This is a genomic window from Lysinibacillus sp. NPDC094177, assembly GCF_050279145.1.
GTDB lineage: Bacteria > Bacillota > Bacilli > Bacillales_A > Planococcaceae > Lysinibacillus.
Genome location: NZ_JBNNTW010000009.1, coordinates 108,235 through 125,615, shown reverse-complemented (window position 1 = coordinate 125,615; position 17,381 = coordinate 108,235). Strand labels below are relative to the sequence as shown.

18 protein-coding genes are annotated in these 17,381 nt (G+C 34.6%); 7 read left to right on the top strand and 11 right to left on the bottom strand.

The window, feature by feature from the left end:
* Nucleotides 1–24: 24 nt before the first annotated feature.
* The 5 genes from ACQKNC_RS15535 (at nt 25) to ACQKNC_RS15515 (ending at nt 4,005) form a co-directional block, all read left to right on the top strand.
* The gene (locus ACQKNC_RS15535; protein ID WP_427425698.1) at nt 25–342 is read left to right on the top strand and encodes a hypothetical protein; all 318 of its coding nucleotides are present in this window, start codon (nt 25–27) and stop codon (nt 340–342) included.
* A gap of 3 nt (nt 343–345) precedes the next feature.
* Nucleotides 346–744: a MerR family transcriptional regulator gene (locus tag ACQKNC_RS15530; protein WP_427425697.1), complete on the top strand. Its 399-nt coding sequence runs from the start codon at nt 346–348 to the stop codon at nt 742–744.
* A gap of 272 nt (nt 745–1,016) precedes the next feature.
* Nucleotides 1,017–1,139, top strand: a complete 123-nt coding sequence (locus ACQKNC_RS15525) for a hypothetical protein (protein WP_427425696.1) — start codon at nt 1,017–1,019, stop codon at nt 1,137–1,139.
* 601 nt (nt 1,140–1,740) lie between these two features.
* The gene (locus ACQKNC_RS15520; protein ID WP_427425695.1) at nt 1,741–3,222 is read left to right on the top strand and encodes a malate:quinone oxidoreductase; all 1,482 of its coding nucleotides are present in this window, start codon (nt 1,741–1,743) and stop codon (nt 3,220–3,222) included.
* Between the two features lie 207 nt (nt 3,223–3,429).
* The gene (locus ACQKNC_RS15515) at nt 3,430–4,005 is read left to right on the top strand and encodes a Crp/Fnr family transcriptional regulator (protein WP_427425694.1); all 576 of its coding nucleotides are present in this window, start codon (nt 3,430–3,432) and stop codon (nt 4,003–4,005) included.
* 3 nt (nt 4,006–4,008) lie between these two features.
* On the opposite strand, the gene ACQKNC_RS15510 is transcribed toward ACQKNC_RS15515, so the two are convergent.
* From ACQKNC_RS15510 to ACQKNC_RS15470, 9 genes are all read right to left on the bottom strand, one after another.
* A complete protein-coding gene (locus tag ACQKNC_RS15510; RefSeq protein WP_427425693.1) occupies nt 4,009–4,719 on the bottom strand; it encodes a DUF4386 domain-containing protein in 711 nt (236 codons plus the stop codon).
* Nucleotides 4,720–4,859: 140 nt separating this feature from the next.
* Nucleotides 4,860–5,138: a hypothetical protein gene (locus ACQKNC_RS15505; RefSeq protein WP_427425692.1), complete on the bottom strand. Its 279-nt coding sequence runs from the start codon at nt 5,136–5,138 to the stop codon at nt 4,860–4,862.
* On the bottom strand, nt 5,135–5,803 hold the full coding sequence (locus ACQKNC_RS15500) for a hypothetical protein (RefSeq protein WP_427425691.1): 669 nt from the start codon (nt 5,801–5,803) through the stop codon (nt 5,135–5,137). Before ACQKNC_RS15500 ends, ACQKNC_RS15505 begins: the two co-directional genes overlap by 4 nt.
* Before the next feature lie 171 nt (nt 5,804–5,974).
* A complete protein-coding gene (locus ACQKNC_RS15495; RefSeq protein ID WP_427425690.1) occupies nt 5,975–6,388 on the bottom strand; it encodes a MarR family winged helix-turn-helix transcriptional regulator in 414 nt (137 codons plus the stop codon).
* 315 nt (nt 6,389–6,703) lie between these two features.
* Nucleotides 6,704–7,744, bottom strand: a complete 1,041-nt coding sequence (locus ACQKNC_RS15490) for an alpha/beta fold hydrolase (RefSeq protein WP_427425689.1) — start codon at nt 7,742–7,744, stop codon at nt 6,704–6,706.
* Between the two features lie 38 nt (nt 7,745–7,782).
* On the bottom strand, nt 7,783–8,442 hold the full coding sequence (locus ACQKNC_RS15485; RefSeq protein WP_134022197.1) for a hypothetical protein: 660 nt from the start codon (nt 8,440–8,442) through the stop codon (nt 7,783–7,785).
* Nucleotides 8,443–8,444: 2 nt separating this feature from the next.
* Nucleotides 8,445–8,852, bottom strand: a complete 408-nt coding sequence (locus ACQKNC_RS15480) for a permease prefix domain 1-containing protein (RefSeq protein WP_427425688.1) — start codon at nt 8,850–8,852, stop codon at nt 8,445–8,447.
* Nucleotides 8,849–9,178, bottom strand: a complete 330-nt coding sequence (locus tag ACQKNC_RS15475; RefSeq protein WP_049662700.1) for a PadR family transcriptional regulator — start codon at nt 9,176–9,178, stop codon at nt 8,849–8,851. The genes ACQKNC_RS15480 and ACQKNC_RS15475 overlap by 4 nt, the downstream gene beginning before the upstream one ends.
* A 610-nt stretch (nt 9,179–9,788) precedes the next feature.
* Nucleotides 9,789–10,979: a M14 family metallopeptidase gene (locus ACQKNC_RS15470; protein ID WP_427425687.1), complete on the bottom strand. Its 1,191-nt coding sequence runs from the start codon at nt 10,977–10,979 to the stop codon at nt 9,789–9,791.
* Nucleotides 10,980–11,266: 287 nt separating this feature from the next.
* Between ACQKNC_RS15470 and ACQKNC_RS15465 the strand changes: the two genes are divergently transcribed.
* Together ACQKNC_RS15465 and ACQKNC_RS15460 are read left to right on the top strand one after the other, a co-directional pair.
* Entirely contained in the window at nt 11,267–14,011 is a 2,745-nt protein-coding gene (locus tag ACQKNC_RS15465; RefSeq protein WP_427425686.1) for an ATP-binding protein, read from the top strand.
* Nucleotides 14,012–14,015: 4 nt separating this feature from the next.
* Nucleotides 14,016–14,855, top strand: a complete 840-nt coding sequence (locus ACQKNC_RS15460; RefSeq protein ID WP_427425685.1) for a CheR family methyltransferase — start codon at nt 14,016–14,018, stop codon at nt 14,853–14,855.
* A 68-nt stretch (nt 14,856–14,923) separates the two neighbouring features.
* On the opposite strand, the gene ACQKNC_RS15455 is transcribed toward ACQKNC_RS15460, so the two are convergent.
* The gene (locus tag ACQKNC_RS15455) at nt 14,924–16,063 is read right to left on the bottom strand and encodes a SpoIIE family protein phosphatase (protein ID WP_427425684.1); all 1,140 of its coding nucleotides are present in this window, start codon (nt 16,061–16,063) and stop codon (nt 14,924–14,926) included.
* 190 nt (nt 16,064–16,253) lie between these two features.
* Nucleotides 16,254–17,261, bottom strand: a complete 1,008-nt coding sequence (locus tag ACQKNC_RS15450) for an HAAS signaling domain-containing protein (protein ID WP_427425683.1) — start codon at nt 17,259–17,261, stop codon at nt 16,254–16,256.
* Nucleotides 17,262–17,381 lie beyond the last annotated feature (120 nt).

Sequence of the window (17,381 nt, the reverse complement as noted above, 5' to 3'; positions counted from 1 at the left end):
TATTAAAAGAATGAGGTGATGTGAATGGCTATTATTACTTATGTATTGATAGGGTTATACGCATTATTAACAGGGTTTGCAGGTTTGCATCAATGGAAAGAGAATGGATATCAAATACGAGTATTTTTATTTGTGGTCTTATCTATCAGTATACTTGTAACGATATTTATACCAAACAAAGCTCTGGTACTGATGTTACTAATTCTTGAATTTGTTCTGTTACATGTATTAGCAATTGCTGAAGGGCTATTAACAAATAAACAGCTTAGATATAGTCACCATTTCGTTCGCTTCATATTCCATTGTATACTACTATTAATGGTTTATAAATTTGTTAAATAGTAGGTGATTATCATAAAAATCGGTGAATTTGCTATATGTACTAATCTTAGTAAAGATACCATCCGTTATTATGAAAAAATGGGCATATTACATCCAGAAATAAAAAACAAACATCGTGAGTATAACGAGGGTCATATTGAAATAATTAGTACTATCCTAAAACTAAAGCAATGTGGTTTTTCACTTCAAGAGATTAAAATGCTTTTTGAATGGTCGCAAAATACTGATGAAAATGATGAATTGACAGAAGCGGAGATCCAAAACCTTCAACAGCTGAAAATATTATTTCAAAATAAGTATAAGCAGATGACTCAAAGAGAAAAAGAGATTCAACAAATAAAGCAAGTATTGCTACGTGCTGATTATAAAATGGAGCAGCTATTAGAAAAAAATAAAGGTTAGGATAGGTGTTCTAATAAGAATTATGGCATTATTTTAGAGACATTTGAGATAATCATCAAATTGAACAAATAACCTTGTAAACGACGAATATATTTCCTTATATTCAAAGGGAACATCAATAAAAAAGATAACATTTTATAATTTAACGCAGCTAATTAGGCTGTGTTTTTTTTATATACAAAATTCATTTTTCCGAAAGGTCTTCTTTAATAAATCTTGAATATATTGTGGTATTCCAAAGTGCAATTTTTAAGAAAGGTGATAATAATTTTATGGAAGAATGGGAAGTGGCTCTTGAAGAGTTTTTAAAAGATTGGAACAACCTAAATGATGTTGTAGGGGCACTTGTATGTGGGAGCTTTATTACGGGAGACCTTCAAGGCGTTCTGATATAGATGTACATATTATTTTATCTGATGATGTTGATTGGCGAGAGAGAGGAAATAGAATTATTAATGGTTTTCTTATAGAATATTTCACCAATCCAAATTCGCAAATAGATGGTTGGAAAATAAAAAGTCCTGTCGAAGAATAGGATGAGATTTGACTGGTTAGAATAAAGAAGAAATAATTTTAAAATAACACTAGAAAATATTGAGAAAATTCGGTATATTTTTATATGTAGTGGAGCTGGTGCAAATACAGGACTGGTTCCATATTTTTATGTTATTATATAGATATAATAATTAAAAAACTCTCATTATTATATGAAAACGCTAGCCAATTTTGGGCGAATTATTCCAAAAAACTTAAATAAAGGTTGGGTTTCTTTGTGAGGGAATAGGAGGTTTTTCTCTTGAATTATTAAGGGGAAGGCTCGAAAAATGCACATAACTCTCATATGGATAGTTAATATTTTAATCTTTAGGTAATTGTGATACACTGCAATAAGGTAATAATTGATACAGAAAAGGTGTACTCCTTGGTTACTCCATAGCTTCTAAGCAGGAGAACTTACATCCTTTCTGCAAATCTTAATATATAAGGAAGGTAAAAATGAGTAACAGACAAATTAAATCAGATGTTATCTTAATTGGTGCCGGAATCATGAGTGCTACTTTGGGGACAATGCTCAAAGAATTAGCGCCAGATTGGAAAATTACAGTGTTTGAGCAGCTCGATAAAGCTGGTGAAGAAAGTTCTCACGAATTAAATAATGCGGGAACTGGGCATGCGGCACTTTGTGAGCTTAACTACACTTCAGAGAAAAAAGACGGATCAATCGATATCAGTAAAGCGATTAACGTTAATGAACAGTTCCATGTTTCAAGACAGTTCTGGTCTTACCTTGTGAACAATAAACTGATCAATAATCCACAAGACTTTATTATGCCTTTACCTCATATGAGCTTAGTACAAGGGAGAGACAATGTAGAGTTTCTAAAAAAACGTCATGAAACGATGACAAAAAATCCTTTATTCCAAGGCATGGAATTTTCTGATAACCCAGAAAAACTAAAGGAATGGATTCCTCTTATTATGCAGGATCGTTCAGCAGATGAAGCTATCGCTGCGACAAAAATTGACACTGGTACAGACGTTAACTTTGGTGCATTAACACGTATGTTATTCGACCACCTAAAAAATAAAGACGTTGATATCAACTACAATCATAGTGTTCAAAGCATGAAACGTACTAGCGATGGTTCATGGGAAGTACGAGTGCACGACAAAAATGGCTGCAAAATGGAATACCATACAGCGAAATTTGTCTTCCTTGGAGCTGGTGGAGGAAGCCTAGAATTACTACAAAAATCAGGTATTCCTGAAGGAAAACACATTGGTGGATTCCCAATCAGCGGATTATTCTTACAATGTAAAAACCAAGAAGTTACTGAACAACATCATGCGAAAGTATACGGAAAAGCTAAAGTTGGTGCTCCACCAATGTCTGTTCCGCATCTTGATACACGCTATATTGATAACAAAAAATCTTTACTATTTGGACCGTTCGCAGGTTTCTCACCTAAGTTCTTAAAAACGGGTTCAAATATGGATTTATTTGCTTCTGTAAAACCGCATAATATTACAACGTTATTAGCGGCAGGGGTTAAAGAAATGGGATTAACAAAATATTTAGTCCAACAACTTATGCTATCTAAAGAGCAACGTATGGAAGAGCTACGTGAATTCATCCCGAATGCTAAGAGCGATGATTGGGATATTATCGTAGCTGGTCAACGTGTACAAGTTATTAAAGATACTGAAGCTGGCGGTAAAGGAACACTTCAATTTGGTACTGAAGTTGTAAGTGCTTCTGATGGATCAATCGCTGCATTACTTGGAGCTTCTCCAGGTGCTTCTACTGCTGTACACGTTATGCTTGAGGTAATCAATAAATGTTTCCCTCAACATGTTCAAGAATGGGAATCTAAAATTAAAGAAATGATCCCATCTTATGGCAAGTCATTAGCAGAAAACCCAGAGCTTCTTAAGGAAATTAATGCATCAACAGACGAAGCGCTTCGTTTAAAATAAAATCTGATGTAGAAACAATAATTTAAGCGTTTGTTTCTACAAAATATAATATAGAACCTTCATTCTAATTTTGGATTGAAGGTTCTATTTTTTTATTTCATAAATCGTAGTATGAATTTTCAACCATATTAATTAATATATTTAAAAAGGCATTATTTAATGACAAAATCACAACGATTGAATGAAAAAAGTTGAATGGAGGGCAAGATGAGAAAAATACTAATGAAGTATATGACGAAGTATTCGTCTCTTAGTGAAGAACAACAACAAGCGATTGTTGAAGGGATACAAATCGAAGAATTTAAAAAAGGAACAATCCTCCTTAGACAAGGAGATGTTCCAACTAAATGTTATTTTGTATTAAAGGGATGCATTAGGCAGTATGCTGTAGATGAAACGGGAAAGGAAGTCACATCCAATTTTTATACAGAAGAACAAGCCATTTCAAATATTAATCGTCATAAACAGGATAAGTCATCCTCATACACTTTCTATTGTTTAGAGGACTGTACATTGGTCGTAGGTGATCTTGTAACTGAAAAAGATATGTATCACAAATATACACAATTGGAAGCAATGACACGCAGGATGATAGAGCATAGCTTTGGTGAGATGCAAGATGAGTTAGCTTCATTTATTGCATCTACACCAGAGGAACGCTATAAATCATTATTACAGAAAAGACCTTATTTAGTTGATCGCGTGCCCCAACATCAATTGGCGAGTTACCTTGGTATTACTCCAGAATCCTTAAGTAGAATTAAGAAGCGAATTAATAAATAAATGTCAGGAGGATGCGGCTTTAGAGACTTTTCCTCCTCTTATTAGCAACCAAATACCAAAGCCTAACTCTCCTAAAACCATCGGTACATTAAATATAAGTTTGAGAATTGAAATGATCTCCTCATATTGCGAAAAAAACGTGATAAATAGATTAGTAATGATGTAGCCTATTGCGGCAATCAACAACAAGATGCTAATGATTTTAGGGATTTCGGAAGATTTGAAAGCAATATAGCCTATAACCATAAGATGCCCTCCAAAAATAATTAAATCCATAGCCCAGATTGTTTCAAATGCTTCAAGAAACAACATGACATGTGCCTGAAGTTGATCAATAGTAAATGTACCACTAGATAGAAGTAATACAACGACCAAATTTAGAATGGCAATGCCTAATATCGTCGTATAGGTAAGACGGAGCCATGCTGCGAGCAATGCAAGGCTTCTATTAAGGGGCTCTAAAAAAATATAAAACGCCCAGGTAACTATAATGTCAGTAATTAGGATGATAATCCAACCCAAAATTTCAGCTTTGAAAAGCCTTATTGATGACTTTAAGTTATTAAAAGTTGCACTAGCATTTTCATGTAATACAAGGTTTTCATGGACAAATCCATAGGAAAAAAATGCGGCAAGTGCCATGATGATGAGAGCGGTTCCCCCAATTAAAGCCGATTTTCGTCGGTTGGAATGTCCGTGTATTGTTATATTCATATCAATCCCTCCCTTTTAAAGTTGCTTTTATTTTAAAGGGATGATCATGATGTAGCATTGACTTAAATCAAGGATTAAAAATATAACGATACTTCTAATCACGACGAAATCCTCGAGAGGGGGGCACATCTTTTGATTAACTAAAAGATGTGCACTCTAAGCTTCGAGATAGAGCGTTTAACATATATTGAGCAAAAGAACAAGAGTAAGGATACAAGGAGGGCTAGGGGAATACTGAAGATGACTGGAAGCTCAACGCCATACCAAATGCCCATCTGTATTTGCTCAAGACCTAATGTTCGTAAAATACCTGCTAGTATTGACAATAATGCGCTTAAGACCAAACCAACATAGAGTACAGATAACACAAGGAGTGCCATTGAGTAAAAAAAAGACTGAATGATTTTTGCGAATATCATTCCTTCTCCCTCCTTACAGTTTGTTGCACTTTAGCATTTGGAGCAATTGAATAACTATCAGTATAATAAAGTGTTTTTATTCTACAATTACTTCCTACAATGACAACATCGCCTTCGACAACTTCCGCATTTGTATAGGAAAGACGTACATTTTTCCCTTTTATGCAATGACAAATCAATTTTTTCTTTAATAAAGAAAGAACAGAAATCTTATCCTTTTCTATACATATTTCATCTGCAATAAGCTCCCTAATTCTACTTTCACCAGACAATTTTAAATGAAAATGTTTGGCTAGTATTTCTTCTGCTTTTACAATGCCGATTGCATCCACAGTTTCAGCCTCTAAACTTTGCGCAATGGTCATCTTCCCAGAACTACTCAATTTTTGTACTTGCCCATTACGTATATTTAAGCTCCCGGCATTTTTAATCTCATTAATTTCACAAAAATCTTTTATAAGACAGGATCCTGTACTATTTAAAATCTGCGCTTCAACGTGAAAATGAAAAGAACTATGACCATGAGTAGAGATTTTTTTTACGCGTACCTCTTGATGTAAAGTAACTGATCCACGAATATTTAATTGCTCACAGTCTGCTGCCAAGTCTTTAATATTGCCATTTGTAAGAGTTATCGTGCGTAGTTTTTGAACCAAAATAATCACCCCATATATTTTAATTGATATATATTTTAATTATTAAAACATATATTTATTAAAGTATATGTAACGCCATTTTGTCAAGAACTAATAAAGTGGAAATTGCCTAAGTATGCGTCAAATGGGTACTAGCATATTTTCTGGGCAATAAAAAAAGGACTTCAATTTTATGAAATCCTAAAAAATTTTTTTCATTAACTGATTAACCTCACGCAATATTGTTGCCATGTCTATCAGTTTTTCCTGTGGGAATTTTAAAAATAAATCTTGAACCTTCATTTCACCGTTATTAGTTAAAATCATTTTTACAACACGACGATCTTCTTTCTCTCGAATTCGCTCTACTAATTCTAATTTTTCCAGCTTATCGCACATCGATGTAACGGCTCCAGGTGTCACACTAAAGAACTCAGCAATTTCTGTTGCTTTCATACTACCATTAATCTTTAGCTGAAGTATGAGGATCAGTTGGTTTTGAGATAATGATTCTCCCTCAGATAAAAGATTTATAAACATTTTCGATGTATGCTGTATTTCAAGCATCTCGCTCATAATGATTTCCACATTGTGCAATTGATCATTTTTTGACATAATATCACAGCCCGTTAAAATATTTAATAACTAAATTATATAGTAAATAAATAATAGGGGCTACTATAGATATTCTTAAGGGAAATGATTTCTTGACATTGTAAAAATACTGAAGCTGTCATCGAGAAAGATAGGAAGTTAATTAACATGATGTAAAATGTTGTACCGGACATGAGATTATGAAATTAACACAACTGTATTTATTTCTGCTCATCGGACGCCCCCAGGAAGCTTTGCTCTGTGCGAAAGCGAAGCGGCAGCGATAAAAGCGCCCAGCCGGAACGAAAATCAATTCCCTTTATAGTGGAGAGTCATTTATTTCAAAAACGTATCGCACATCCATTCATAAAATTTTTCCTTCTCTTCAAATTGCGGATAATGTGCTGATTGTTCAAATGCAATAAATTCTTTTTTATCGGCTTCAATCATATCAAAGTATTTTTTTGCTGCATTAGATGAAGTGTTATAATCATATTTACCCATAACAAAATAGAATGGTAATTCAAGTTTTTTTACTTTAGTAGGTAATGGGTTTTGGTTTTTCGTTAATTCCTCAAGTAGAGTTTTTTGAGAATAGGATAGCCCATAGTTGTAACGAATCACATCTAATAAGTTATACTCACGACTGAATAACATAGTATTTATGATATTCCCATCAGGGTTATCAATAAGTCTCGAAGATCCACCATATTTTGCAACATAATTCCGTGGAGTAATCAGCTCACCATTTTTAATTTGTTCAGTTAACTCTTGTAAATATTGAACATCATCTGTATTGCCAGCTTTTTCTGCTTGCTGAATAACGTAGTTCAAACCGTCAATTTCGCTTCCTACTATATCACTTATCTGTCCAATTCCAACATATGCTGTATATTTTTCAGGAGCTTTAGAGGCAGCTTGAGTTGCAATATACGTACCATAAGAATGGCCAATTAATATTACTTTTTCTTTGCCAAGACGATCTGATATATAATCCGTCAAGGCTAATAAGTCATCTACGAGTAAGTCTGATGAAAGATTAGAATAATCCTCAAAAAAATGATATGATTTTCCGCTTGCTCTTTGGTCATAATTCACGACCGTAAAATTGTTTTCCAATAAGTTTTGATACTTACTGGCATACGGTATTTCCGAACAGCCAGGCCCTCCATGGACAAAAATAATAACGGGATTATCCTTATCTTTGCCACGTATCATAACTTCATGATTACTTCCATTTATCTTCACTTGCTCTAAGGCACTTACACTGTTATTACCTTTTATATGGGAAGTCCATGTAGGAAATAAAAGCGCTGTTACGAGTAATACGATAGTAATTATTCCAGTATATTTTATAAATTTCATTATCTGCTTCATCTAATCACCTCTGTGAATGTGAATTATAATCGCAATTTTTAGACTTTTTTAGGAAGAGTTGTTGATCTGTACATTTTTCTTTTATAAACATAAAAATACATGCTAAGGGGCCACCAGAGAACTACAAAGATTGGATAAAACGCCCATATTACTCCTGGTGAAGAGACAATATTTACTGTAATAAAAAAGATGCTAATAAGAACTGTAGCGGTAACAGAGAATGCTACAAACGTTTTTCTTTGTGCGTGGTATAAAGCTAAGGGCCACCAAATTACTAAAAAAGATGGATAGATCGCCCAAGGGTATGGATGGGATAAAATAATATTTAATAAGGAGTAATAAATAATGGTACTTGCACAGCCGATCAGTGCAATTTTTAATGTTTTTGCTTTTTCCTCTAAGTACATAAGAATTGGCCACCAGATGATTGGATAAATCGCATAAATGAACCATATATAATCGGGCGAGTATAAATAATTCTCAATGATAAGAAAAGCAATAATCAGTGTGCTACAAACAAGAGAATATTGTTTATACATTCTTTTAGACATAAAGAATAACGTTATCGGCCATAGCAAAACAAGTAAGCACGGATAAATAAACCAAAGCTCCTGAGGTGACGTCGTATAATTGACGATCCCTAAAAAAATCATTGTCATCAAACAACCTACAATCGAAAAGTTAATCAAGTTTTTCATGTTCATTCACTCCATTTCTTACGTGACCAAACGAAGTACATAGATAATGGCCACCATAATATTGCGAAGATCGGATAGATTGCCCAAATTGTATCTGGTGTATAGTAAAGATTAATAAAAATAAAAAATGCAATAATTAAGCCACTACCCCATATAGAGAATTCTAAATTTAATTTAGACATGTTTTTCTTTCTGGGCCCCTTCACGCCTAATTCCTTTTTTAAATCCTCAATATCTCCAAACTCCACGATGGCTTTGTTGATGGCATCCTCTTGTTCTTTCCCTTGATCCATCAAATAAAATACTTTTTCTTCAAGATTTTGAATGATTTCTTGTTTAACCATCTCAGTTTCTTTATTACGAGGAATGTCTTTAAAAAGCTCATCAATATGATTTTTTATTTTTTTCATTCTAAGCCCTCCATAAATAAGTCGATAATTTCTTTTACTTCCGACCACTCTTTTACTAGCTCATTTAAATAAGCTTTACCTAATGGGGTAATACGGTAATACTTTCTTTTGCCTCCGTGTGAAACATCACCAAAATAGGCTTCAATAATTTCCTTTTTCTCAAGACGTTGAAAAACTGCGTATAAAGTTGCTTCTTTAATTTGAAAACGATTATTTGTGCGGATACTTATTTCCTGAGAAATTTCATAACCATAACGATCTTTCTCTAAAATTAACCTTAAAATAATGGAGTCCAAGTGTCCGCGGATGATGTCACTTCGAACCATAAGTCACCTACTTATTTTTTTATTGCTCTATCTGTCAGAGTAATATTAGCAAATATTACTCTGCCTGTCAAAGTAATTTTTCCAAATACGTCCATATTTCTGCTAAGAAGGATCATCATCAAAACGTGTGGTTGAATTCCGTTCCGGCTGGGCACTTTTATCGCTGCCGCTTCGCTTTCGCGCAGAGCAGAGCTTCCTGGGGGCGTCCGATGAGCCGCTTGGGCCAACAGATGTTTTTTGCGCGAAAGCGTAGTGCTAACGAAGCGTCAGCAAAGTGTTTTTGTCTGTGCGAAAGCGTAGTGCAACGTAGCGACAGCAACAGCAGGATGTTGGTCGCGAAGGCGTTATCACAGGACGTGATGATTTTAGCCTTCGTTCCTCTATTTGCTAATCCCCAAGAAGTCGCCCAGCCTCCAATCAACTTATTGACATAGTAGAGGTTTTAATAAAAGTCATCCTCGACTTCTGGTGATGAACTATCAAGAAGCAATCATTCAGAGGGTAAAAAATCCCCATTCACTTTAGAAGTAAAAGGGGATTGGGATATTTATTTAGCTTTGAATTGTGATGGTTAATCCGATTTCATAAACTGTTATCTCGGCTCTTTTTATTACATATACAATGCAGCAAGGAATATACCTAATGTCTCTTCATAAATATCGTCGAATTGGCTGAGCGGAAGAGGATTTGTACCACTACCTAATTCAACAGTGAAGCCAGGTCTACGCCAATCCTGAATAAACCAATCTTTATAGCCTGCATAACTGCCTGCTGAATTGATAGGCTCGTAGCCACTGACTCGGCTAAACTCATTAACAAGGATTTCTGACTCAGGTGGTTCGAGATTTTCAAAACCCCAATAAATTACTCTACCTTGTGTATGAAACGCAAGTACTCTGGCAAAATCACGCTTCTTTGTTAAATCAGCCATAGTAATGGCCTCTGGCTCGGACAAAGGTCGTTGTCCTCCAAAATCTCTTGGCCCAGGTGATTTCAGATTTCGTGCGCTTTCGAGCTCCCATTTTGCAGGAAACTGGTCGTTCAAATCAACACCATGTATATTTGCCTTCCAACCAGAGAAATCGGTACTACCGTTATTCCAAGTAATTAGCTGATTCCTTAATGCTTCATCATTAGGTGGTCCTTGTAATACTAAATCGACACCATCGGGATTGACCATCGGAACTATAGAAAGGATTGTTTGCTGGTATAGTGGGAGTAGAGATAAACCACGAATTGTACTTTGATTGGTGAGAGAGAGTAGGTAGTCGTTTAAGAAAGTTAAAATAATCGGAGTTGTAATCCATTCATTTGCATGAAAGGAGCCGTTATAATGGACACGCTTAGTTCCGTTCCCGATTAGAAGCTCTGGGATTTCATGCTGTAAAACAGAATGTCCAATTGTAGAGCTTTGTAGAAATGGATAAGCATCGAGTAGTTTTTTGATATCATTCATCATAATAGTGTAAGTATAATTTTGTTTACCATTGACGAGCCTCCACGTGATTCGTTGGGGAATGCGAATTGTCTGTCCAATGTGTAATTGATTCGGATTAAGACCAGAGTTGACAAGCAAGATGGCTACTAATGGGAGATTTCTGCTTTGAGCTATTTGCCAAAAAGTATCTCCTTGTTTTATTTGATAATTGACTGTGATGAATCCCGGAATTCGAATACGTTGTCCAACTCTTAAAAATTGAGATTTAATGTTTCGATTTGAATCTATAATTAGTTGAAGAGGTATTTTAAACACTTCACTAAAATGCCAAAGAGAATCCCCTGGTCTTACGTAAATGTCCACAATTGTTCTCTCCTTAATATCAATTATTCCTCGGCAAAATTGGCCAATATAAAATGTATATGAAAAAAATATGGAGGTTATTAACTTTTAATGGCTCTTCATCGGAAGTTGGGATGATATTTGTTAAAACGTATTCAACTACACGTTACGGTTATGAGCTCTTGCAATGTAAAAGTATTTCTCGGCAAGAGATTATTGTCTTAACTTAATAGAAAGAAACTTTGTTACTTCTTGATGTACAATGATACTAGTTATAGAGTTTATGACATATAAAGGTAGGAAAACAAATGTTCAATAAATTAAAGATAGGTATACGAACGAAAATTACGTTAGGCTATATTGTTATCATACTTTGTTTGCTTGCATCAGTGATCATCTTAAATAATCAAATTATCTCTCTACAAAAAGAAAGAAATTATATTATCAAGAATAATTCACATATACATGCTGTAACCAATTGCATTGAAAAATACATTTTAGATATGGAATCGAGCCAGAGGGGCTTTGTTATTACGGGTGAACCAATCTATTTAGAGACCTATTACGAAGCTGGTGAAAAGTGGAGATCCGATTTTAATGAACTTTATCAGCTTTTTGAAAATAAACCAACACAGCAACAGAAGTTAAACGAGATAAAGGCAACAATAGAGCATTGGATTACAACATCAGGAGAACCATCCATTGAATTTAAAAAAGAAAACAAGGCAGAAGCGATATGGGAACTCTACAAAGTAGATGTAGGACGTAAAGACATGGAAACAGTACGAGCTCAGTTTGAATCACTCCGTTCAGAGGTAATTGCAAGTATGCAAACCAAAGTAAATGACTTGGACAAAAGGAATAATTTTGTAACACTTACACTGCTCGGCATACTTGTATTTATTTCAGTTGTTGCGATTATCATTGCAAATGGTATTTCTCGTTCAATCGTAAAAACGTTAACACAGGTTACGCAAACGATTCAAGAAATCACTGCTTCCAAGAGCAGTCAAAAAGGAAGGATTCATGTTAGAACGAATGATGAGATCAATGACCTTGCAGCTGCCACTAATGAGTTGTTGGATATACTCGAGAGAAGAGAATGGCTGCAGTTGAATATCGCGGAAATTGTCACAAAATATCAAGGCATTTCCGCCATCACCAAATTAGCTGAAACTTTCCTTTCAGAAATAGCGCAAAAAACGCAGTCTTCTCTTGGTGCATTTTATGTTCGAGAAACTACTGATAATCATATACAGTTTGTAAAAAAAGCTGCTTTTGCAGATGCAAGGGATGATGTTGGAATTGAGAGCTTTAAACTGGGGCAAGGTTTAATCGGACAATGTGCTTTAGAAAAAAAGATTTTAATTTATAACGATATTCCAGAAGATTTCCGTTTAATAGGTACTAGCTTAGGGGAAGTACCACCAAAAAGTATTTTTATCGTCCCTATTATATTTGAGAATGACGTCATAGCTGTCGTTGAATTAGCTACAATGACTGGCTTTAATGAGCAACAGCAGCGATTAGTGAAGCAAGTTATCGAAACTTTTGGATTAACGATCAATAGTGTCCTAGGGCGTATGGAAATTGTCCGTTTATTAAATGAATCAAGAGCTATGACAGAGGAATTACAGGTGCAATCTGAAGCATTTCAGGCACAATCCGAAGAATTGCAGATGCAAACAGAGGAACTGACAATGATTAATGAACAATTGGAGGAAAGAACAAAAGAGGCAGAGTTAAAGTCGAGAGAATTAGAACAAGCTAAAAAAGAATTAGAGGAAAGTGCGGAGCAGCTGTTAATAAATTCAAATTATAAATCTGAGTTTTTAGCCAATATGTCACATGAATTGCGAACGCCACTGAATAGCATATTAATTTTATCTGAAATGTTAGCTGAAAATAGCCAAAGCAATTTATCAGATGAGGAAGCTGAATTTGCAAAGGTTATCTATTCTTCAGGTGAAGATTTACTTGCGTTAATAAACGATATTTTAGATTTATCAAAAGTTGAGGCAGGCAAGTTAGATATTAGTTTTGATGAAATGAATATGAGTGAGGTTCCTGTACAAATCGAACAAACCTTTGCGCCTGTAGCAACGAAAAAAAATCTCCAATTCCATATTTCGAAAGAAAAAAATGTAACAGATGTTTTCTATACGGACGAAAAAAGATTCAAGCAAATATTGAAAAATTTATTATCAAATGCCTTTAAATTTACAGAACAAGGCTCAGTTAATCTTGAAATTAAACAGCTTGGCCAAGAACAGTTAACAAATAATATGCAGGATCTTAGTGCCGACTGGTTAGAAATCATAGTTATAGATACAGGTATAGGGATTCCGAAGGATAAGCATCAGCTAATTTTTGAATCATTCCAACAGGCTGATGGGGCAACAGTGCGTAAATACGGTGGAACAGGTCTTGGTTTGTCCATTTGTAAAGAGCTTGCAAGATTACTTGGTGGCTGGATTTCTTTACAAAGTGACGAGGGGCAAGGTAGTACATTTACACTGACAATCCCAAGCTTACCCAATGGAATCGAGGAGCAAAAATACCTTGAATTTGCTATTAATGAGGTAGGGGCTACTAATGAAGTACATGAGTTAGAAGAGGGAGAGCAGCTATCGGAAATTCAAGAATTCTCTCAACATGAGGTAGAAGTTTTTCAAGGGAAAAATATTTTAATTGTAGATGATGATTATCGTAATATCTATGCATTAAAAAATGCACTCGAAAAACGAGGCATGAATATCTTAGTGGCCAAAGATGGAATAGAGTGTTTAGATGTTATGCAAGCTAATGGTGAGATTGACCTTATTCTGATGGATATTATGATGCCAAATTTGGATGGCTATGAAACGATGTCGATTATACGCAAACAACTGAAGATTACGGATTTACCGATTATTGCTTTAACAGCGAAGGCCATGAAAAATGATCGAGATAAATCATTAGAGGCTGGTGCTTCAGATTATATTAGTAAGCCATTAAATTTAGATCAATTAATATCCGTTTTAAGAGTATGGCTAGTTTCTAAAGGGAGTTAATAAGATGGAACAATTTCCTTTGCAGCAAAAATTGCATACAGATTTAGAAATTGATTTATTACTTGAGGCTATTTATCGTTTGTCAGGATTTGATTTTCGACAATATAATCGTTCTTCTATATCACGAAGAATTAATAATAGGATGAGGATCAATAATATCCCAACGATTTCTCGTGTACTTGAAAAAGTAATACACGAAAACGGATTTTTAGAGCAACTATTGAATGATTTTTCTATAAATGTTACTGAAATGTTCCGCAACCCTAGTTTTTTTAATGCTTTTCGCCAAGAGGTTGTACCGTATTTAAGAGATTACCCTGAAATTCGGATATGGCATGCAGGATGTGCTACGGGTGAGGAAGTATTCTCTATGGCTATTTTGCTACAGGAAGAAGGGTTAATGGATAAAGCAGTTATTTACGCAACAGATATGAACCAACAAGTATTAGATAAGGCAAAAAAAGGAATATTCCCTACTAACAAAATGCAGGCATATACTAAAAACTATATGCAGGCAGGTGGCATTCATGCTTTTTCAGAATACTATAAAACAGATTATCAATATGCTTATTTCCATCCGTCACTGTTAAAAAACATTATATTTGCACAGCATAATTTAGTAACAGATCAATCGTTTAATGAATTTCATGTCATTGTATGCCGAAATGTTTTAATTTATTTTTCATCTGAGTTACAAAATCAGGTCCATCATTTGTTTTCCGAAAGTCTAGGTGATAATGGATTTTTATGCTTAGGAGATAAGGAGACAATACGATTTGAGGATAGCATTTCAAAATATAAGGAAATCATAGGTAATGAAAAAATATATCAGAAGATAAAGTAAGATAAAAGTGGGCTGAAGCCTAAGTTTCTTCACAGTAGAGACTTGGTTTCAGCCCTATTTTATGTAGTTTACACATGCGCTTGAATCATTAATACACACATATCATCTGGTTGATTCTCTTGTTTCTCCTTAGGCAGTAAATTGTCGATCAAACGTTGAGAATAATCCCATTTCGTAGATAGTAGCGTTTGTAAATGCTTCTCGGACTCCATTTCACATGGTCCCATTGCTTCTAGCACACCATCCGTATATAAAATGATTTGCACATCTTCATTGTATTGAATAAATTGCTTTTGTACGTCGATCTCATCGAAAAAGCCAACTGCACAGCTTCCTCGTTTTAATGGTACGAGCGTCTTTTTATCGATCAGAGCATAGCCAGAAGGATGACCAGCGTTCACATATTCAATTGTTTTTTGTTCGGTATCTATCACTAAATAAATAGCCGTGAAATAAAAAAGATTGTCCTCTTTTCCGTTGTGCAAAAGTGTCATATAACGGTTTAACTCTTTTATAACTAATTCAGGGTCTTCTAATTGTTTAACAGCCTCTCTTAGGACAGAGGAGATAAACATACAAACAAGTGCTGCAGGGATCCCGTGTCCCATCATATCAAGCAAAATGATGGCGTATCGGTGATCGTCTATTTTATGCCAATAATACATATCTCCTGCTAAATTAGAAGAAGGAAGATAAGATACTTCTATTTGAATATTAGCCTCATTTAAAGGAGCGCTCAAAAGGCTTCTTTGTACGTGTGTTGCCAGATCTAATTCGTATTGTATTTTCTTTTCTTGCTGAGTATGCCAATCTAATTCAGCTTTCAATCGTAAAGCAACTCGAATTCTAGCAAGGAGCTCCGTTTTATTAATTGGCTTTGTAATATAATCTACTCCACCGATATCAAGTGCTTCTGCAAGCGTATTTTTATCTTCTAGAGCTGTGACAAAGATAATTTGAATATCTTTTAATCGTTCATTTTGCTTAATACGTTTGCAAGCTTCAATACCGTCTACTTCAGGCATCATAATATCTAATAAAATTAAATCCACTGAATTTCCTGTGGGATTTGGCGCATCTAACTGTATATAATCAAAAAGTTCATAGGCAGATGTTAGAGAAACACAGTTATCATAACCTGCATTTTTTAATACTTTTTCAATTACAAATAGATTGACTTGATTATCATCTACAAGAAGAATGGTCATAATTATTTCCCCTTATTCTGTTTGAATTAGTGCAGATTATTATTATACAAAACATTAGAGAATAACGGTATTTTGAGGGAGCAACTTAAACGTTTTCAGGTATAGGAAAAAGTTTTTAGTAGGTAGTGAATTTATATGATGAGTAAAGAGCCAACAAGAAAGAGTCAGCCCTCAGAACTTATATTTCTTTTCAAACTCTAGCCTTTTTAAAGCCATTATAAATATCAAATGCATTTGCTATGATGGCTATAGCAATGCTTACGAATAATATTCGGTCTATAGCAGACAAAATCTTAGCAGAGGTTGTTTCTGTAATCGCAGCGATATAAGGTACAGCGGGACTGTGTATGAAATCATGGTGAATAGCCATGAGGATAAAAACTATAGTTCCTGTACATTGAAGGAGCGCATTAGCTACGGCAATTAACATTGTCCATTGACCAGTCTTCAATTTCCATAATGTTAAAGCTACACTTAAAGCTATACAAAATAAAATGATTGGAGCGAAGGAGAGTAAGACTTCCTGATTGAATATAGGCATAACAAATTTTAAGCCGCCTTTATTGTGAGACGTATAGATTCCTAAAAGGTGATTAGCATTGAAATAGACAAAGGCGAAAATAGCAATACCTAAGAGACTAAAAATATTATCATTAAGTGAAATAGTTTTTTCTTTAGGAATTATTTTAACTTTTACTAAATCATCAGGTGTCCATGCCGGACGGTCTGTTATAAAGGGTATTCGAATATTATTTCCTCCAGATCGTTCAATAACAATGAAAGCAACTGTAATCCAGAACAGTACATATATAATTACTGAAATAATATTAGCGATAGTTGAAGAAATAGTTTTAATAATAGCAGTCAGAAGTGCACCTTCCCCGTTATAAAGAACAATACTTTCTATCACCTGAAAAATAACAGTAATAAAAACCGCCCAAGGGACAACTAATTTTATTGTCCTAATATAAGTTTCAAACACTTTTGGACCGATTAAAAATCGTGGTGTGTCCTGATAGCTTGCTGCAATTTCTACAGGATTGCCTAGCTTTTTAAGCACTCCCTTTATATCTGATTCTGAATAATCTCCAGGTAACATATCTTCAATAGTAGATTTTAGTTTTAGACTGGTATCATTACGTTTATCTTTACTTATCCTTTTAGTTACTTCATGAATATATGCATCAATCAGATTCACTCTTTCCGTCTCCCTTCAATAATTCATGCACTCCTAATTCCATAACATTTAATATTTCCGGGCTTTCCCTTTGGTTGTATCCTTGTAACTTGTAATTACTGCCTTATGCCCAATCGATGA

What these genes read in the sequence shown, in the direction of transcription:
- ACQKNC_RS15535 (WP_427425698.1), top strand. Translation starts at nt 25, where the DNA reads ATGGCTATTATTACTTATGTATTGATAGGGTTATACGCATTATTAACA.
- ACQKNC_RS15525 (WP_427425696.1), top strand. Translation starts at nt 1,017, where the DNA reads ATGGAAGAATGGGAAGTGGCTCTTGAAGAGTTTTTAAAAGATTGGAAC.
- ACQKNC_RS15520 (WP_427425695.1), top strand. Translation starts at nt 1,741, where the DNA reads ATGAGTAACAGACAAATTAAATCAGATGTTATCTTAATTGGTGCCGGA.
- ACQKNC_RS15515 (WP_427425694.1), top strand. Translation starts at nt 3,430, where the DNA reads ATGAGAAAAATACTAATGAAGTATATGACGAAGTATTCGTCTCTTAGT.
- ACQKNC_RS15510 (WP_427425693.1), bottom strand. Translation starts at nt 4,719, where the DNA reads ATGAATATAACAATACACGGACATTCCAACCGACGAAAATCGGCTTTA.
- ACQKNC_RS15505 (WP_427425692.1), bottom strand. Translation starts at nt 5,138, where the DNA reads ATGATATTCGCAAAAATCATTCAGTCTTTTTTTTACTCAATGGCACTC.
- ACQKNC_RS15495 (WP_427425690.1), bottom strand. Translation starts at nt 6,388, where the DNA reads ATGTCAAAAAATGATCAATTGCACAATGTGGAAATCATTATGAGCGAG.
- ACQKNC_RS15490 (WP_427425689.1), bottom strand. Translation starts at nt 7,744, where the DNA reads ATGAAGCAGATAATGAAATTTATAAAATATACTGGAATAATTACTATC.
- ACQKNC_RS15485 (WP_134022197.1), bottom strand. Translation starts at nt 8,442, where the DNA reads ATGAAAAACTTGATTAACTTTTCGATTGTAGGTTGTTTGATGACAATG.
- ACQKNC_RS15480 (WP_427425688.1), bottom strand. Translation starts at nt 8,852, where the DNA reads ATGAAAAAAATAAAAAATCATATTGATGAGCTTTTTAAAGACATTCCT.
- ACQKNC_RS15475 (WP_049662700.1), bottom strand. Translation starts at nt 9,178, where the DNA reads ATGGTTCGAAGTGACATCATCCGCGGACACTTGGACTCCATTATTTTA.
- ACQKNC_RS15465 (WP_427425686.1), top strand. Translation starts at nt 11,267, where the DNA reads ATGTTCAATAAATTAAAGATAGGTATACGAACGAAAATTACGTTAGGC.
- ACQKNC_RS15460 (WP_427425685.1), top strand. Translation starts at nt 14,016, where the DNA reads ATGGAACAATTTCCTTTGCAGCAAAAATTGCATACAGATTTAGAAATT.
- ACQKNC_RS15455 (WP_427425684.1), bottom strand. Translation starts at nt 16,063, where the DNA reads ATGACCATTCTTCTTGTAGATGATAATCAAGTCAATCTATTTGTAATT.